Here is a 17500-nt window from a genome sequence, read left to right as displayed (position 1 = left end):
GGCGAATCATCGTGACTGTCCATGGTCAGAGTACCCTTCGCCGTCGGCACGTGACATTTCATCATCAGCAATAAGAGCGCCCCTGCGAATTCGAGCAAGTGCGCGCTCGCTCGCCAACTCGTTACGAGATTCGGGGTGCTGATGATAATAATTCAGCAAATGAAATATCGTCGGCCCACCGATCCCGAAAGGGTTGGTGTTCAATGCGCGGATATCCTGTCCGGACGTACCGGCCCCCACGAGGGTGACGTGAATAATTCCTACGGGCTGCCGTGGCGCCTTCTGCTCGAGTGCGTCCACTGATTCGATCTCACTCCAACGGAAGCTCGCGGTTCCGATGTAATTCTTTGGATACCGTACCCAAGTCGGAGAAATGGCAATCATCCGCGACCGCCGGTTGAGGACATACATGATCAGGTACACAAGGCTGTACAAGGAGAAAATCAAACCAATGTACGGGAAAGAATCCTGTTCACGAGGACGAAGCGGAAGTGTGAGGCTTCCTGTCCATATACCAATTGCCAAGATAGCCCCAGATATAGCAACACAGGATGCCCATGCGATGGTCGAAAGCTGTACCCAGACCCAAGGAAGTAACACCACGCTATCGCGCTCCACCCGGACCCGGCGACAATCGGCCGACTCCCTCCATCGGTTTCGGTTCATCGGAACGACCATTCCGGAAAGAACAGAGAAGAAGACCGAAGTCGATGCGAAAAACGCGACTTTGATCCAATCTTCGGACATTACCGCAGAAGGGATCAATATTGCGAGGAACAACCCGAAAGCACCAAACGCGGCGATGCCAGCATATGCAATCCGGAAAATCTTCGTTTGCCAAGCTTCGGGTACTGGATACCGGGCCGAATCGACCGCCATGCCACCCCCAGAATTCCACCCCACCAAATACAGCAGCTTACGCCGCTAGCCGACGGCCTAGCGACCTCACCATGCAGTACCTGATGCGCGGGAACCGCGAAGGGAGCCGAGCGAACTAGGCCGTGAGCACCAGTCCGGACGTCGGCACGCCCGTACCCGCGGTGACGAGCACATTCTGCGCCCCGTCCACCTGGTTGACCGAGGTCCCGCGAATCTGACGCACACCCTCGGCGATGCCGTTCATGCCGTGGATGTAGGCCTCACCGAGCTGGCCGCCGTGTGTGTTGAGCGGCAGCTTCCCGCCCAGCTCGATGGCACCGTCCGCGATGAAATCCTTCGCCTCGCCGCGCCCACAGAACCCGAGTTCCTCGAGCTGCATCAGGGCGTAGGGAGTGAAGTGGTCGTACAGCACCGCCATGTGCATGTCGCCGGGCCGCAGTCCCGCCTGGTCCCACAGCTGCTGCCCGACCAGTTCCATCTCCGGCAATCCCGCCAGCTCCGGACGGTAATAGCTGGTCATGATGTATTGATCCGAGCCGCTCCCCTGCGCCGCGGCTGCGATCGTGACCGGCTTGCACTTGAGATCCTTCGCACGCTCCGGCGACGTCACCACAATCGCGATGCCGCCGTCGGACTCCTGGCAGCAATCGAGCAGATGCAGAGGCTCGGCGATGAACCGCGAGTTCTGATGGTCCTCGAGCGTGATCGGCTTCTGATAGAAGAACGCATTCGGATTCGTGGCCGCATGCTTGCGGTCGGTGACCGCGATGCGGCCGAAATCTTCGCTGGTGGCTCCGTATTCGTGCATGTACCGCTGCGCAACCATCGCCACGAATGCTGCCGGCGTCGACAACCCATGGGGGTAGGAGAACGCATTGTCGGTGCCCGACGAGTTCACCTGCTGCACGAGGCCACTGTTGACCTGCCCGAAGCGCATCCCCGAGCGCTCGTTGAATGCGCGATACGCGACAACGACATCGGCGACACCGGTGGCAACCGCCATCGCTGCCTGCTGAATGGTTGCGCACGCGGCACCGCCGCCGTAATGGATGCGGCTGAAGAACTTCAGATTGGGGATGCCGACCGAACGAGCGACCGCCACTTCGGTGTTCGTATCCATCGTGAAGGAGGTCAGACCGTCGACGTCGGTGGGAGTCAGTCCTGCGTCGTCGAGCGCGGCAGTGACTGCCTCGGCAGCCAGGCGCAGTTCACTACGTCCGGAATCCTTCGAGAAGTCCGTGGCGCCGATCCCGGCGATCGATGCCTTACCCGACAGCCCGCTCATGCACCGGCTCCGTTCTCCGTGTTGAACGCCATGGTGACCGTGGACTTGATGTGGTCGCCGAGACTGTCCCTGCCCACGATCGCGATCGTCACCACGTCGTCTTCGACTTCGGTGACCTCACCGGACAGCGTCAGGGTGTCGTAGGCGTACCAGGGCACACCCAGTTTCAGTTTGATCGACTTGATCACCGCACGCGGGCCGGCCCAATCGGTGACGAACCTCTGCACCAGACCCGTATCGGTGAGGATGTTGACGAAGATGTCCTTCGAGCCCTTCTTCTGGGCGAGGTCCCTGTCGTGGTGCACATCCTGGTAGTCGCGAGTCGCAATTGCCGACGACACGATGAACGTCGGATCGCCGTAGATTGCCAGCTCCGGCAACTTCTCGCCGACTGCCACCGTCAGAGTCGAAACCGTCATGCCTGCACCTTCTCTCCAGCGGCGGGCCGCCACGCGTACAGCGTCCACGGGGTGTTGCCGGTCTCGTCGTCGCCGGGGAAGTCCAGGTAGGTCGCCTGCACCGGCATGCCCACGGTGACCTCGGCGGGATCGACGTCACGAAGTTCACCGAGCATCCGTACGCCCTCTTCGAGTTCCACGAGCGCCACCACGAACGGCAACGACCGTCCGGGAACCTTCGGCGCGTGGTGGACGACGAAACTGAAGACGGTCCCCCGGCCCGACGACGTCACGTAGTCGGTCTGCTCCGTCTTGTCTTTCCAGAGCGCAGGCACGGGCGGGTGTTGCAACGTGCCGTCCGGCCGCTTCTGGACGCGCAGCTCGTGGGCGGAAACCCCGTCCCAGAAGAACTGGGTGTCCTGTGAGGCGCTGGGTCGCAGCATCTTCGCTGCATCCAGATCGTCTGGAACACCGGCGGACGCAGGTGCGTCGGCAGATTTCGGCACGAACTTCAGGATGCGGAACATCATCTCCGCTACCAGTTCGTCACCCACGCGCCAGTAGTTGCGAGTGGTGAAGAACCACCCCTCACCCAAGCCGGTCTTCTTCGGCCCCACCACGTCCTCGAGTTCCGTCGTGATGGTGACGTCCTCGCCCGGCTTCACATACCGGTGATAGATCGAGTCACAGTTGGTGGCGACGACGGACGTGAAGCCGGCCTCGTCGAGTATCTCCGTCATTCTGCCGAGCGGATCGTCGCCCGCACGTTTCATCCCGAGACCGCGCATCGTCCACACCTGTGCCATCGCAGGCGGTGCGACGATGCCGTCGTGGCCGGCCGCCCGCGCCGCGTCCTCGTCGACGTAGATCGGGTTCTCGTCCCCGATCGCCTCGACCCAGTTGCGAATCATCGGGAGGTTGACCGGATCTCGCCCGGTCCGCGGCTTGCTCGGTCCCGCCGCTCGCAACGTCTCGGCGTCGGCCAGGATCTGTTCAGAGGTCGACACAGTTCTCCTATCGCGGGACTCGGGGCAGCTTCAGGCCTGCGGTCGCGATGAGCTCGCGCATGACCTCGTTGACGCCGCCGCCGAAAGTGATGACCAGGTTTCTCTTGACCTGCATGTCGAGCCAGACCGACAGCTCAGCCGTGTCTTCGTCCGCAGGATCACCGTAGCGGCCCACGATCTCCTCCGCGATCCGCCCGACTCGCTGAATACGTTCGGTGGCAAATACTTTGGTGGCCGAAGCATCCGCGATGTCGACGGCCTCCGGATCTGCCGAAGCCACCTGCCAGTTGAGCAGCTCGTTGAGCCGGTAGGTCGCGTGAATCTCACCGAGCACGCGGCGCACGTCCGGCTTGTCGAGCAGCTTCTTCGTCTCGGCCCACGCGTTAATCCTGTCGTAGAGGCCACCCACACGGCCCGCCGGACCCAACATGACCCGCTCGTGGTTGAGCTGGGTGGTGATCAAACGCCAGCCCTTGTTCTCTTCGCCCACAAGCATGTTCGACGGAACACGAACGTCCGAGTAGTAGGTGGCGTTGACGTGATGGGCACCGTCACAGGTGATGATCGGCGTCCAGCTGTAGCCGGGGTCCTTGGTGTCCATGATGAGAATAGAGATACCGCGGTGCCGCGAGTCCGCGCTTCCTGTGCGCACAGCGAGCCAGAGGTAGTCCGCGTCGTGCCCGCCGGTGGTGAAGATCTTCTGGCCGTTGACGACGTACTCGTCGCCGTCGCGCACGGCGCTGGTCTTGAGCGACGCCAGGTCGGTTCCGGCCTCGGGCTCCGAGTAACCGATTGCGAAGTGCACCTCGCCGGCGAGGATCGCGGGCAGGAACTTCCGCTTCTGCTCTTCCGTGCCGTACTCCTGCAGCGTGGGCCCCACGGTCTGCAGGGTCACGGACGGCAGCGGCACATCGGCGCGAACCGCCTCGTTGACGAAGATCTGCTGCTCGACCTCACCGAAACCGCGGCCGCCGAATTCGACGGGCCAGCCGACACCGAGCCAACCGTCCTTGCCCATGCGGCGGATGACCTCACGGTAGGTGGGTCCATGCCGCTCCGTCTTCATGATCTCGGCCTCTTCGGGCGAGATGAGGCCGGAGAAGTAGCGACGCAGTTCTGCCTGCAGCTCACGCTGCTCGTCGGTCAGATCGATGAACACCGGGCCCCCACGAGGTCGAGTCGGCAGCCGGCGCCGCCTACGAGGCGGGCCAGGTCTTTGGCGGTCGAGTAGTAGCGATGCAACGGGTAGGTGACGTCGACGCCGAGCCCGCCGTGGAGATGGTGAAGAACCTGCATCGCGGCGGGAATCTCCGAGGCGATCCAGTACGCCATCACATCGAGATCGTCGCTCGCATCGAGCCCCTCGGATACCCGCCACGACGCCGCCAGCGCGGAGACGTGCAGGGTCCGCGAAGTCACGTAGACATCGGCGATCTGCTGCGCCACCGCCTGGAAGGACGCGAGCGGCTTACCGAACTGGTGACGTGTCGCCAGATGTTCGGCTGCCAAAGCTGTTGCACCGGAGAGCAGCCCGTCCGCGACGGCGCCGATACTAGCGAGAGCGATGCGATACAGCGTCTGCACGCCATCGGGCCCGGCGGCGAGCAGTTCGCCGTCGGCTTCCTCGAACCGCACCGAGAACTCCGGGGTGCCCGAGGAACTGGGTGTGGACGTGAGCGTCACCCCCGAAGCGTTCGGATCCACGAGGACCACACCCTGGTCGGTCGGAACGAGGATTCGATGCGCCTTGTCGGCGAACGGAACGGCGATCACCCGTCCGGTGACCGCGTATCCGTCCCCGACACCCACCGCGACGGTGGTCGGATCGTTCGGGAATTGCGCGCCCGGCTCGGAAAGTGCGGCGGTGAAAGTGCGTCCCTCGGCGACACCGCTCAACAAGGCATCCTGCTGAGCTTCGTCGCCGAGCGCGACGATCGGCAGAACGCCGAATCCCAGAGTTGCCAGCGCCGGAATCGACGCCGCCTCACGTCCTACCTCGGTGAGGAGTGCCCCCACGTCCGTCACCGACAACCCCTCGCCGCCGAGACGTTCGGGCAGAGCGAGCGTGAGCAGATCTGCGCTCGCGAATGCCGCCCAGAGCGCGTCGGAATCGAGGTCACGGGCAAGCAGACCACTGGCGACCTGCGCCACGGCCTGCTGTGTTTCGTCTCGAGTGAAGTCCACGCTGACACTCCCACCTTGAATTTAGAACGTGTTCTAGTTGTATCACCATCGGGGCCGGACCGAAAGTGGCGGCATCCGATCCGCTCAGCCCCGCGGAAGTCCCAGAATCCGCTCGGCGGCAACGGTCGACAGGATCTGGGTCGTTCCACCCGCGATCGACAGGCAGCGAGTGTTGAAGAACTCGTACGACAACGACCCCTCGACCCAGCCGTCCGGGCCTGCGAAATCCATCGCGAACTCGGCCACCGTCTGGCGCTGGCGGACACCCACGAGCTTCTGGACGCTCGACGCGGCTCCCGGGTCCTGACCTTCCAGCTGACGAAGCGTGGTGCGCAGTTGCAGCAGAGACCCCACCAGAGCGTTGCTGATCAACGTGCCCAACTTGTCGTCGGTGACCGGATCGGAGTCGCCGGCGATCTTCAGCAGTTCCTCCATCGCCCCACCGAGCGACGAGCCGCCGCTCATCGCAACGCGCTCGTTCGCGAGCGTCGTGCGCGCCAACTTCCAGCCGTCACCGAGGTTGCCGACGAGGAGTTCGTCGGGAACGAACACACCGTCCAGGTACACCTCGTTGAACAGTGAGTCACCGGTGATCTCACGAAGCGGCTTGATCGTGATTCCCGGCGTCTTCATGTCGATCAGGAAGTAGCTGATGCCCTTGTGCTTGGGCGCCTCCCGATCGGTACGTGCCAGGCATATCGCCCAGTCGGCTTCCTGAGCCTTGGACGTCCAGACCTTCTGCCCCTGCAGCTTCCAGCCACCCTCCACGCGTTCGGCAGTGGTACGCAACGCGGCCAGGTCCGAACCGGCTCCGGGCTCACTGAACAACTGACACCAGACGATCTCGCCGCGCAGCGTCGGCGTCGCGAACTTCTCGATTTGTTCGGGACTGCCGTGCTCGAGGATCGTCGGGACGGCCCACCACCCGATCACCAGATCGGGTCGCGAGACGCCCACTGCCGCAAGTTCTTCCTCGATGAGGATCTGCTGCGCAGCCTTGGCGCCGCGCCCGTACGGCACCGGCCAGTGCGGTGCGAGGTAGCCCGATTCCGCCAACGCCGCCCGGCGCTCGGATTCGGGCCGATTCACCAGTTCCGCAATCTCCGCCCGAATACCGGCACGCTCCGACTCCAGGTCGGAGAGGTCGATCGAGAGATGCCTGCGGGCTCCCCCACGGGTCAGCTCGGCCACCCTCGCTCGCCAGCGGGCGGATCCACCGAGCAACTGCCGCAGCGATGTCGCACGTCGTAGATAGAAGTGAGCTTCGTGCTCCCAGGTGAATCCGATTCCACCGAGCACCTGGATGCAGTCCTTCGCGTTCTCCACCGCAGCATCGAGCGTCACCGTTGCCGCGACCGCAGCCGCGATCTCGAGTTCCGAATCGTCCGTCCAGGCATTTTCGGCAGCAACAGCGGCATCCCACGCGGCCGCCCCGGCCTGCTCCACACGGCACAACATCTCGGCGCACAGGTGCTTGATCGCTTGGAAGGAGCCGATGGGTTTGCCGAACTGCTCACGAATCTTCGCGTATTCCACGGCGGTCCGCAGGCACCAACTCGCGACTCCAGAGGCCTCGGCGGCGGCAAGGGTCGCAGCGAGATCGCGAACCAGCCCGTCCCGCACCCCGTCGACGACGCGGTCGGCCGACACCACCAATCCGGTGCATTCGATGCTGCCGAACGGCCGACTCTTGTCGATCGTGTCGGCGGCGACGTGCTTCAGGCCGTCCGTGCTGCCGTCCACGAGGCACCACACGACACCGTCACCGGTATCGGCGGACACCAGGACGGATACGCCCTCCTCGCCGCCGAGGACCGGTCCTGTACGTCCGGTGAGGGTCAATCCACCGTCCGAGGAACGCTCGGCGGACAGCGCCGGCCCGTCCACCACGACGCCGCACGGAACGACTCCTTCGGCAAGCTCCTCGGACCAGTGCTTGGCCGCGGGGCCGCCGCTTCGACCGACCACGAGTGCGGCCAGTGCCGTAGTGAGAACAGGACCCGGAACGAGTTCGGTTGCCGCCTGCTCGAGCATGGCGACGAGGTCGACGATTTCCGCGCCCGAACCGCCGACTTCCTCAGGAACGGCGACCGAAAAAATCCCGAGCGAAGCGAACGAGTCCCACGAGGACCGCCACGAATCTGCTGGTCCCTGACGTACCGTGGCGAGCGGTTCGGTCGAGCGGGCCCACGCTCGTACAGACTCCTGCACCGCCCTCTGCTCTTCGGTGGTGGCGACAGTCACAACGGGTATCCGCCTCTCGGTAATGACACACAACTCTAGAACGTGTTCTAATATGTCACCTGACAAGAGTCAAGGCGCGAAGGAAATCTGTAGATGACGAGTACATCCCGAACACGGTCGACAACGGTCACCGCCACGCTTGGGGAAGACGACCTCAATTCCAACGCGCAGCGCGAGCGGCGAAAGAGAATTCTCGATTCGACACTCGCCCTCGCGTCGAAGGGTGGATACGAGGCCGTCCAGATGCGAGCAGTGGCCGAGAAGGCCGACGTGGCGGTCGGAACGCTCTACCGGTACTTCCCTTCCAAGGTGCACCTGTTGGTCTCTGCCCTCGGCCGCGAACTCGAGCGAATCGATTCACGCGGCAAGACGCCCCCCGGCGGGAGCCAGCGCGAGCGGATGCAGACCATCCTGACCCAGATCACGCGCGCAATGCAGCGAGATCCACTCCTCACCGAGGCCATGACCCGAGCATTCATGTTCGCCGACGCCTCCGCAGCCGCAGAGGTCGAACAGGTCGGCAAGTCGATGGATCGCCTCTTCGTCCGAGCCATGACCGACACCGAACCGACCGAAGAGCAATATGCGGTGGCCCGGGTGATCTCCGACGTGTGGCTGTCGAATCTGGTGGCATGGCTCACACGCCGATCGTCCGCGACCGATGTCGCCACACGCCTCGAGCTCACCGTCGAACTCCTGCTGGGTGACGGCGACCGAGAACCTGCCTGACCTCTCGCGGACCGGATTCCGACCGAGTCCGGATGCCCCGTGCCGGGCCCCGCGGCACACAATCGCCTAGATTGTGAACAGTGAGCGCCCAAGATCTGCCCATCGAACTCCGTCGCGCCCTCGCCGCCGTGGCGCGGACCCCGCGACTCCTCGTCGCCTCCGATTACGACGGCACCATGGCACCGATCGTCTCGAACCCGGAGAAGGCGTTTCCGCTCGCGGAATCGGTGCTCGCGCTGCGGGCTCTCGCCGGTTTGTCCGCCACCACCGCCGCCGTGATCTCGGGCCGTGCCCTCAAAGACCTCGCAGCGCTGTCGCGTCTGCCTTCCGAGGTGCATCTCGTCGGCAGCCACGGGTCCGAGTTCGATATCGGCTTCGTACACGCGATCGACGCCGACGCGAAGACTCTGCACGCCGAGATCACAGCCGAACTCCAACGGATCACCGCCCTGTTCCCGGGAACCAGCGTCGAGATCAAACCTGCCAGCGTCGCATTCCACGTGCGCAATGCCGAGGCAGCAGATGCGTCGAAGGCCATCGACATCGTGCGGACCGGCGCCGCGACGTGGCACGGAGTGGACGTCACGGAGGGCAAGTCGGTCATCGAACTCGCAGTGGTCGTGACCGACAAGGGGCACGCACTCGACATCATTCGCCACCAGGAAGGCGCGACCGCCGCCGTGTTCATCGGCGACGACGTGACGGACGAGAAGGCCTTCAACAGACTCCAAGGCCCCGACATCGGCATCAAGGTAGGTGACGGCGACAGCGCTGCCGCCTATCGCGTGGCGAGCACGGAAGACGTGGCAGCGGCCCTCGCATTCCTCCTGGAGGAGCGTCGCACGTGGCTGTCCGGTGCGGACGCCGCCCCGATCGAACGACTGACGATGCTGGCGAATCCGCGGACCGTCGCCCTCGTGACCCCCGACGCGACCGTGACGTGGTTGTGTCACCCCGAGCCGGATTCCGCGTCGGTGTTCGCGCATCTTCTCGGCGGCACCGGTGCCGGACATTTCACCGTCGCCCCGGAACGGCCTTCCCTGCCGCTCAGCCAGCGGTACATCGACGGCACCATGACCGTGCAGACCCGCTGGGCGAGCCTGGCAGTGACCGACTACCTGCCGAACGATGCAGAGCCCGGTCGCACCGATCTGACCCGCGTCATCTCCGGCACCGCACCCGCTGTCGTCACCTTCGCTCCACGTCCGGAGTTCGGGCAGAGCCAGGTGCAACTCGAAGTCGAAGACGGTGGACTTCGCGTGTACGGCACCAACGAACCGATAGTCCTCCGGTCTCCGGGTGTGGAGTGGACGGTCGAGTCCGACGGTGCTCAGCAGACGGCGCATGCGGTAGTCGATCCGTCCGGTGGCGACATCGTTCTCGAACTCCGTTGCGGGACAGAAGATATCGGTCCCGACTCCCGACCGGAAACGGATCGGCGCGAGGAGTCCGAATCCTATTGGCGGGACTGGGCGAACAGCTTGACCCTTCCTGCCCTCAAGCCCGATCTGATCAAGCGTTCCGCGCTCACCCTGCGCGGATTGGTGCACGCCGATTCCGGCGCGATCATGGCGGCCGCGACCACATCGTTGCCGGAAGAGGTCGGCGGCGTCCGCAACTGGGACTACCGCTACTGCTGGCTTCGAGATGCCGCACTCACCGCGTCCGCCCTCGTCAGCGTCGGATCCACCGCCGAGGCCGAGAACTATCTCGATTGGGTACACGACGTCCTCGAAACCCTTCCCGGGCCAGAACGTCTGCACCCGCTCTACACATTGGCCGGTACCGGCCTTCCTCCCGAGGCCGTCATCGATTCGCTGCCCGGTTACGCCGGTTCACGCCCGGTCCGCATCGGCAACGCCGCCAACCAGCAGGTGCAGTTGGACGTATTCGGGCCGATCGTCGAACTCATCTCCGATCTCGCGCACACACGCAGAGGCCAAGGTGTCGTCGACGCACTCAGCGATCGGGACTGGGAACTGGTGTGCGCCATGGTCGAAGCGGTCGAACGTCGGTGGTTCGAACCCGACCACGGAATCTGGGAGATTCGCGACAACCCGCGCCACCACGTCTATTCGAAGGTGATGGGCTGGGTTTCGGTGGACCGGGCACAGAATCTTGCGGACGAGTTCGACAGGCCGTCGCAGCCGGGGTGGGCCGAGCTGCGAGACGAAATCGCACACGAGGTTCGCGAGAAGGGCTGGAACGAGGAAGTCCGTTCCTACACAGCGGCTTACGATGGCACAGACCTGGACGCCGCCACGTTGTTCATCGGCCTTTCGGGTCTGATCGATCCGACGGACGAGCGGTTCGCGGCGACTGTCGTGGCCACCGAGGCCGAACTTCGCAGCGGTTCCACCGTGTACCGGTACCACCACGACGACGGTCTTCCTGGAGCCGAGGGCGGATTCCACCTGTGTGCGGCATGGCTTGTCGAGGCCTACCTCCTCGTCGGTGCACGTTCGCAGGCCGAGGCTCTGTTCGCTCAGCTGGTGGATGCCGCCGGGCCGACCGGCCTCCTCAGCGAGGAGTACGACCCCGTCGCGGAGCGCTCGCTGGGCAACCATCCACAGGCGTACAGCCACATCGGTCTGCTGCGCTGCGCACAACTACTCGCCTGACCCCGTGAGTGGTCGACGAGTCCAGGGACTCGCAGACCACTCACAGGGGCGGGGCAGGGTAACGAATCTCGTCTCGGCGACGACGGTCTACACGACCGGGCACCAGAGGCGAAGCGAGGAGATCATGACAACCGAGTCGACGATCGGTAAGGCGTTTGCAACCGTCGTGGCGGCAGCGTCCCTTCCACTCCTGGCTGCGGGCGTGGCCGCGGCGGGCCCGTACGACCCACCCCCGGCGAACACGGCGGACTATCTCGTGGGCGACACCGCCTACTTCCAGTTCCAGGGACACAACTGCGCGATCAGTCCGAACGGCGATGTCGGCTGTGACCTGAACTCGAACATGCAGATGACGGTGGGCGACGAGTTCTACACCGATGTGCGCGAGATAGTGCTCGACTCGTCGGGATCGCCGGCGCACCCTGGGCCCGCGATCGGAACGCCCCACACCCTTCCCGACGGAAACCGTGAACTGTCAGGACAACTCGACTACGCCGGGGCTTCCTGCATTCCGGGACTCAAGGCCGATCTTCGTTGCACCTCGCGGGGTCACACGTTCTGGGTATGGACTCCCTACGCGTCGGGAAGCTGATCCCTCTGATTCTGCTCTGCCGGCTCAGGTTCGAGCCGGGCCGGTGGTGGCCCCACGAAAGAGTTCGGTGTCGAGCATCTCGACGGCCGCCACGCCCGAATGGGACGGCGACATGAGCAGGGCGCCCGCCCTGCGCCCCTTCTCCTCCTGCGGCTGACGGACGGTGGTCAACCCCTCGCGGATCGCCTGGTCGACGCCGTCGAACCCGCTGATCGACAGATCACGGGGAACGTCGATCCCCTGCCCACGCGCCCATTCGAGGGCTCCGATCGCCAGAACGTCCGAGGTGCACACGAGTGCCGTGATGCCCGGATCCGCCGCGAGCGCCTGCGCCGCCGCGGTATGGCCGGACGAGCCCGAATGCTCGAATCGCTCGACGACAGTGAGTCCGGCAGGATCGAGCCCCGCGGCCGCCATCGCATCCCGCACTCCCTCGATACGCTCGCGCTGCACGTGAAAGTGCGGTGTCTTCAGACGCTCCGGCGTCACCACGCCGTCAGCGCGGTCACGACCCAATCGCATGCACAGCACGCCGAACCGCTCGTGTCCCAGCTCGATCAGATGGTCGGCAACCTCCCGCATCGCGGCCCGATCGTCGATGCCGATGCGAGATGCCCCCGGGATCTCACGCGGCTGATCACAGACCACCATCGGTAGGTGTCGATCGCACACTGCGGCCAAGTAGGGATCGTCGTCGGCGACGGAATACACGACGAAGCCGTCGACCCCGGCCTGCTGTACGACTACGCCGGCGTCCACGTCTTCCCGTCCCGGGCCCGCCGGAATCAACAGCAGTCCTTGGCCGGCCGCTTCACACGACTCGGTCAGTCCTGCGAGAAAACTCATCGCCGCCGGGTCACGGAACGAATAGCTCAGGGCCTCTGTGAGCAACAGCCCGACCGCTCCCGCGCGGCGCGTTCGGAGTGACCGCGCCACCGGATCGGGGCCGGCATAGCCGCGTCTGCGGGCCGCTTCCAGGACGCGGTCGCGTAGTTCCTGCGACAACTGATCCGGACGGTTGTACGCATTGGACACCGTCGTGCGAGAGATTTCGAGCTCGGCGGCGAGAGACGCCAACGTGGCCTGACGGCGTGGCTGACGTGACCTGGGCATATCAGGACGTTAGTACCTCCCGCCCCACATCACCTGTCTGGGTCGATCCGAACGTGCATCACCTGCAACGATGCGCTAATGTGGAACGGTAACGGTTTCCAATAGCATTAATAATCATTCTCGGAGTATCTGTGCACACCAGCGTTCGCGGCACCGCCGCAGCAGTAGGTCTCGCGGTCGCTGCCCTCACCGTCACTGCCTGCGGCACCTCTCCCGACGACGGCGAATTGACGGTCGTGGCGTCCACCAGCGTCTGGGGCAGCGTTGCCCAGGCCGTGGCGGGAGACCGCATCGAGGTGACGTCGATCATCGACGAACCGTCCGCCGACCCGCACTCCTTCGAGGCGAGCCCACTCGATGCCGCCAAGATCTCGGACGCATCCCTTCTCGTCTACAACGGTGGCGGTTACGACCAGTTCGTCGACGACGTCCTCGAGTCTTCCGGAAGCGACATCGCGACCGTCGAGGCGTACGGACTCCTCGAGGGTGGAGCGCACGCCGACGAGCACGAAGGTCACGACCACGAAGGCCACGACGATCACGAGGGCCACGAGCACGGCGCCGTGAACGAGCATGTGTGGTTCGACGTCCCCACAGTCGACGCGGTCGCTCAGGGCGTCGCGGAGAAGCTCGCAGAACTCGACCCCGCGGGGGCCGAAGAGTACCGAGCCAACGCCGACGAATTCGGCGGAGAACTGCAGCAGATCACCGCAGTCACGGACCGGATCGCGGCCACCCACCCTGATGCCCCGGTCGCGCAATCCGAGCCCATTGCCCACTACCTTCTGGAAGCCGCCGGTGCCCGCGATCTGACCCCGCCGGAGTTCACGAGCGCGATCGAGGAGGGCAACGATCCCGCCCCCGCCGCAATTGCCGAGACCCGCCGCATCCTGACCGACAAGCAGGTTCGAGTCCTCGTGTACAACGTCCAGACCCAGGATCGGGTGACCCAGGACATGCGCAGTACCGCCGAGTCCGCGGCAATCCCGGTTGTGGAGGTTACCGAGACTCTTCCCGAGGGCCAGGACTACATTCAGTGGCAGACCGCCAACGCCACTGCCCTGGCGAACGCCCTCGACACTCCCGCCTGATCGACCGAACAGAACCGACTTGTGACAGATTCTTCGACGAACTCCCCCGATTTCGACAATCCTGCCGACGACAACCGCGCACCCGCCCTCGAACTGACGAACGCGCGGCTGTCGTTCGGTGAACGCACTCTGTGGGACGAACTGAATCTCGAAGTGCAGCCCGGCGAGTTCATCGCGGTCCTCGGCCCGAACGGTTCCGGCAAGACGTCACTCCTCAAGGTCCTGCTCGGCCAGCTCGCACTGGGCGCCGGTACCGCGCGCATCGCAGGCGAGAAAGCGCGTACCGGTAACGCGCACGTGGGATACATACCGCAGCAGAAGTCGATCGACGACGGTCTCCCACTCCGCGGTCGTGACCTCGTCGGCCTCGGAGTCGACGGACATCGATGGGGCACAGGAATATTCCGCCGTGCATCACGACGGTCGATCGTGGACGACGCGGTGCGTCAGGTCGGCGCAGAGGCCTTCGCCGACGCACCCATCGGTTCGATGTCCGGCGGCGAGCAACAACGTCTTCGTATCGCGCAGGCGCTGGTGGGAGACCCGAAGATACTGCTGTGCGACGAGCCCCTCTTGAGCCTGGATCTTGCAAACCAGCACCTCGTGTCGAGTCTCATCGACCGTCGTCGCCGAACTCACGACACCGCAGTGCTGTTCGTGACCCACGAGATCAACCCGATCCTCCCCCTTGTCGACCGCGTGCTGTACCTCGTCGACGGGCAGTTCCGGATCGGCACCCCCGAAGAGGTCATGACGTCGGAAGTGCTGTCCGAGCTCTACCGGACGGATGTCGAGGTTCTGCACGTACGCGGAAGGCTCGTCGTGATCGGCACAGGTGACGCGATCGATGCACTCGGAAGCGCCGGCGGATTGCGTCCCGGCGAGGGCGTCCACCACACAGACGAGGATCACGGATGAACGGCAAGTTCGCGGATGCGATGTCGCGCATGTTCGACGTGTCGGCGACCGTGGAACTGCTCCAGTACGACTTCGTTCAGCAAGCCCTGATCGCCGGCGCGATCCTCGGCCTGCTGGCCGGCGTCATCGGGCCGTTGATCGTCAGCAGGCAGATGTCCTTCGCAGTTCACGGGACCAGCGAGCTGTCGTTGACGGGCGCTTCGGCGGCGTTGCTCATCGGTACGAGCGTCGGCCTGGGCGCCATCGCGGGATCGGTGGTGGCAGCCGTCCTCTTCGGTCTCCTCGGGGCGAAGGCGCGCGATCGCGACTCTGTCATCGGCGTCATCATGGCGTTCGGTCTCGGCCTCTCGGTGCTGTTCATGTGGGCGTACGAGGGCCGGGCCGGGTCCAGCTTCTCGCTGCTGGTGGGTCAGATCGTGGCACCGGGCAACAGCGGACTGGAACTGCTGTCTCTGTGCGCAGTCCTGGTGATCGGCGCCATCATTCTCATCTATCGACCGCTGCTGTTCGCGAGCACCGACCCGGAGGTCGCCGAGGCGCGCGGAGTTCCCGTCCGCAAGCTGTCGATCGTGTTCGCGGTCCTGGTCGGTGTCACCGCTGCCCTCGGCGTCCAGGTGGTGGGCGCGCTGTTGGTGATGGCCTTGCTCATCACCCCGGCCGCGGCCGCGGCATACGTGACCGCCAGCCCGCTCAAGGCGACGATCCTCTCCGTCGTCTTCGCCGAACTTGCCGCGGTCGGCGGAATCTTGCTTTCTCTGGCCCCCGGCGTGCCGGTCTCGAGCTTCGTGACTGCGGTGTCGTTCGTCATCTACCTCGTGTGCCGAGTCGTCGGCACCAGGAAACGCAGCAACGCCGGCCGTGTCACCGAAGACCTGACCCTCCCGGAGCGCGCGACTCCCTAGAATCGACCGTGTGCCGTCAATCGACCTGAACAGTGACCTCGGCGAAAGCTACGGAGCCTGGAAGCTCGGTGACGACGATGCCATTCTCGACGTTGTCACCAGCGCCAACGTCGCCTGCGGATTCCACGCCGGCGACCCGTCCACCTTGCTCGCCACCTGCCGGGCCGCCGCGGCGCGCACCGTACGGATCGGCGCACAGGTGGGCTACCACGACCTCGTCGGATTCGGCCGCCGGTTCATCGACGTGCCGTCGGCGGACCTCACTGCCGACGTCATCTATCAGATCGGCGCGCTCGACGGACTCGCCCAGACGACCGGTTCTGCCGTCGCCTACGTGAAACCACACGGCGCCCTGTACAACGCCATCGTTCATCACCGCGATCAGGCTCGCGCTGTCGTCGAGGCGGTCCGAGACTACGACGAGACCCTTCCCGTACTCGGACTTCCAGGCTCGATCTTTCTCGAAGAAGCGGACAAGGCCGGCCTTCGCACGGTCACCGAGGCATTCGCCGACCGGGCCTACACCCCCGAGGGAACGCTGGTGCCACGGAGCGAGTCCGGGTCGGTGCTCCACGAACCCTCGGCCGTCGCCGAACGGGTTCGGCGAATGATCGTGGACGGAACGATCGAAGCCGTCGACGGCACCGTGCTGCGCACCTCGGCCGAATCGGTGTGCGTACACGGCGACACGACCGGCGCGGTCGAGATGGCTCACGCCGTCCGCTCGCTTCTGGACTCGGAAGGCATCGACGTGGCACCGTTCGTGTGATGGAGGTTCTGCAGGTCGGTCACGCCGCGGTGCTCGCCGAGTTCGGCGATCTGGACACCACGCTGGCCCACTTTCGTGCCCTCGACCGCTCCCGGCCCATCGGCGTGTGGGAGCTGGTTCCGGCCGCTCGAACAGTGCTCGTCCGTTTCGATCCGGCATCTATCCCGCGCGAGAAGGTCGCCCGGTGGCTCGAGACGACGACGCCCGGCGCGGCAGCCGGGGAATCCGCAGCGACAGAAGTCCATGTCCCGGTGCACTACGACGGACCCGACCTGGCCGACGTGTCCGAGGCGACCGGCCTGAGCATCGACGAAGTGATCTCGGCGCACACCTCGACGCCCTGGACCGTCGCGTTCGGCGGTTTCGCACCCGGATTCGGCTACCTCGTCGGTGGTGACGCACGGCTGCACGTACCTCGTCGCGCCGAGCCCCGAACCGCCGTGCCCACCGGTTCGGTCGCGCTTGCAGGCGAGTTCAGCGGTGTCTACCCGCGCAGCTCACCCGGCGGTTGGCAGTTGATCGGCACGACGGAGATCGCCATGTGGGACCCTCAGCGGTCCCCGCCCGCGCTGCTGCAGCCCGGAACCGTCGTGCATTTCGACGCCGTCTGACCCCCGCCCACCCTGACCAATGTCACACACGTTCAGCTGAGGCGGGGTCAACCGGTCGATGCACCACGGCTCCTGATCAGGTGTGGGTGATGTGCGATGACGGGATGTGCGTCGAAGCTGGACGAGGCGCGCGATAGTTTCTTCGCCATGGTCGATT

Annotated in this window: 16 protein-coding genes; 8 read left to right on the top strand and 8 right to left on the bottom strand. The window is 64.9% G+C overall.

The genetic code is table 11. The features are described 5' to 3' along the window. Positions 1-6: 6 nt before the first annotated feature. The 7 genes from ACZI8R_RS11270 to ACZI8R_RS11240 form a co-directional block, all read right to left on the bottom strand. The gene (locus ACZI8R_RS11270; protein ID WP_463379709.1) at positions 7-879 is read right to left on the bottom strand and encodes a hypothetical protein; all 873 of its coding nucleotides are present in this window, start codon (positions 877-879) and stop codon (positions 7-9) included. Between the two features lie 115 nt (positions 880-994). After that, entirely contained in the window at positions 995-2164 is a 1170-nt protein-coding gene (locus tag ACZI8R_RS11265) for a lipid-transfer protein (RefSeq protein ID WP_463379708.1), read from the bottom strand. Then, complete coding sequence (locus ACZI8R_RS11260; protein WP_463379707.1) at positions 2161-2583, bottom strand: MaoC family dehydratase; 423 nt, start codon at positions 2581-2583, stop codon at positions 2161-2163. The genes ACZI8R_RS11265 and ACZI8R_RS11260 overlap by 4 nt, the downstream gene beginning before the upstream one ends. Beyond that, positions 2580-3569, bottom strand: coding sequence for a bifunctional MaoC family dehydratase N-terminal/OB-fold nucleic acid binding domain-containing protein (locus ACZI8R_RS11255; protein WP_463379706.1), 990 nt, complete (start codon positions 3567-3569; stop codon positions 2580-2582). The genes ACZI8R_RS11260 and ACZI8R_RS11255 overlap by 4 nt, the downstream gene beginning before the upstream one ends. Before the next feature lie 7 nt (positions 3570-3576). Further along, positions 3577-4728, bottom strand: coding sequence for an acyl-CoA dehydrogenase family protein (locus ACZI8R_RS11250; RefSeq protein ID WP_463379705.1), 1152 nt, complete (start codon positions 4726-4728; stop codon positions 3577-3579). Next, entirely contained in the window at positions 4713-5753 is a 1041-nt protein-coding gene (locus ACZI8R_RS11245) for an acyl-CoA dehydrogenase family protein (RefSeq protein WP_463379704.1), read from the bottom strand. The genes ACZI8R_RS11250 and ACZI8R_RS11245 overlap by 16 nt, the downstream gene beginning before the upstream one ends. 84 nt (positions 5754-5837) lie before the next feature. Then, positions 5838-7997, bottom strand: coding sequence for an acyl-CoA dehydrogenase family protein (locus tag ACZI8R_RS11240; protein WP_463379703.1), 2160 nt, complete (start codon positions 7995-7997; stop codon positions 5838-5840). Between the two features lie 93 nt (positions 7998-8090). Here ACZI8R_RS11240 and kstR point away from each other — a divergent pair, with 93 nt between their 5' ends. The 3 genes from kstR to ACZI8R_RS11225 all read left to right on the top strand — a co-directional run bounded on the left by kstR (position 8091) and on the right by ACZI8R_RS11225 (position 11939). After that, positions 8091-8726, top strand: coding sequence for a cholesterol catabolism transcriptional regulator KstR (gene kstR, locus ACZI8R_RS11235; protein ID WP_463379702.1), 636 nt, complete (start codon positions 8091-8093; stop codon positions 8724-8726). 80 nt (positions 8727-8806) lie between these two features. Further along, positions 8807-11347 (top strand): trehalose-phosphatase, encoded by a 2541-nt coding sequence (gene otsB, locus ACZI8R_RS11230; protein ID WP_463379701.1) that lies wholly within the window; start codon positions 8807-8809, stop codon positions 11345-11347. 124 nt (positions 11348-11471) lie between these two features. Continuing rightward, a complete protein-coding gene (locus tag ACZI8R_RS11225) occupies positions 11472-11939 on the top strand; it encodes a hypothetical protein (protein ID WP_463379700.1) in 468 nt (155 codons plus the stop codon). A gap of 24 nt (positions 11940-11963) precedes the next feature. Here ACZI8R_RS11225 and ACZI8R_RS11220 read toward each other — a convergent pair whose 3' ends face one another. Then, positions 11964-13052: a LacI family DNA-binding transcriptional regulator gene (locus tag ACZI8R_RS11220; RefSeq protein WP_463379699.1), complete on the bottom strand. Its 1089-nt coding sequence runs from the start codon at positions 13050-13052 to the stop codon at positions 11964-11966. Positions 13053-13183: 131 nt separating this feature from the next. On the opposite strand from ACZI8R_RS11220, the gene ACZI8R_RS11215 reads away from it, so the two are divergent. The 5 genes from ACZI8R_RS11215 to ACZI8R_RS11195 are packed head-to-tail and all read left to right on the top strand — an operon-like array spanning position 13184 to position 17343. Then, the gene (locus tag ACZI8R_RS11215; RefSeq protein ID WP_463379698.1) at positions 13184-14143 is read left to right on the top strand and encodes a metal ABC transporter solute-binding protein, Zn/Mn family; all 960 of its coding nucleotides are present in this window, start codon (positions 13184-13186) and stop codon (positions 14141-14143) included. Between the two features lie 21 nt (positions 14144-14164). After that, positions 14165-15061 (top strand): metal ABC transporter ATP-binding protein, encoded by an 897-nt coding sequence (locus ACZI8R_RS11210; RefSeq protein ID WP_463379697.1) that lies wholly within the window; start codon positions 14165-14167, stop codon positions 15059-15061. Continuing rightward, on the top strand, positions 15058-15963 hold the full coding sequence (locus tag ACZI8R_RS11205; protein WP_463379696.1) for a metal ABC transporter permease: 906 nt from the start codon (positions 15058-15060) through the stop codon (positions 15961-15963). Before ACZI8R_RS11210 ends, ACZI8R_RS11205 begins: the two co-directional genes overlap by 4 nt. A gap of 10 nt (positions 15964-15973) precedes the next feature. After that, the gene (locus ACZI8R_RS11200; protein ID WP_463379695.1) at positions 15974-16732 is read left to right on the top strand and encodes a LamB/YcsF family protein; all 759 of its coding nucleotides are present in this window, start codon (positions 15974-15976) and stop codon (positions 16730-16732) included. After that, entirely contained in the window at positions 16732-17343 is a 612-nt protein-coding gene (locus tag ACZI8R_RS11195; RefSeq protein WP_463379694.1) for a 5-oxoprolinase subunit B family protein, read from the top strand. The genes ACZI8R_RS11200 and ACZI8R_RS11195 overlap by 1 nt, the downstream gene beginning before the upstream one ends. The last annotated feature ends 157 nt before the right edge of the window (positions 17344-17500 follow it).

The organism is Rhodococcus huquni, from assembly GCF_055231055.1.
The sequence above is the reverse complement of the archived record's forward strand: the minus strand, read 5'-3'. Positions and strand labels throughout refer to the sequence as shown.

Excerpts from the sequence above, each read along its gene's own strand:
- ACZI8R_RS11270 (WP_463379709.1), bottom strand. The coding sequence starts at position 879 with ATGGCGGTCGATTCGGCCCGGTATCCAGTACCCGAAGCTTGGCAAACG.
- ACZI8R_RS11265 (WP_463379708.1), bottom strand. The coding sequence starts at position 2,164 with ATGAGCGGGCTGTCGGGTAAGGCATCGATCGCCGGGATCGGCGCCACG.
- ACZI8R_RS11225 (WP_463379700.1), top strand. The coding sequence starts at position 11,472 with ATGACAACCGAGTCGACGATCGGTAAGGCGTTTGCAACCGTCGTGGCG.
- ACZI8R_RS11195 (WP_463379694.1), top strand. The coding sequence starts at position 16,732 with ATGGAGGTTCTGCAGGTCGGTCACGCCGCGGTGCTCGCCGAGTTCGGC.
- kstR (WP_463379702.1), top strand. The coding sequence starts at position 8,091 with ATGACGAGTACATCCCGAACACGGTCGACAACGGTCACCGCCACGCTT.
- ACZI8R_RS11220 (WP_463379699.1), bottom strand. The coding sequence starts at position 13,052 with ATGCCCAGGTCACGTCAGCCACGCCGTCAGGCCACGTTGGCGTCTCTC.
- ACZI8R_RS11260 (WP_463379707.1), bottom strand. The coding sequence starts at position 2,583 with ATGACGGTTTCGACTCTGACGGTGGCAGTCGGCGAGAAGTTGCCGGAG.
- ACZI8R_RS11205 (WP_463379696.1), top strand. The coding sequence starts at position 15,058 with ATGAACGGCAAGTTCGCGGATGCGATGTCGCGCATGTTCGACGTGTCG.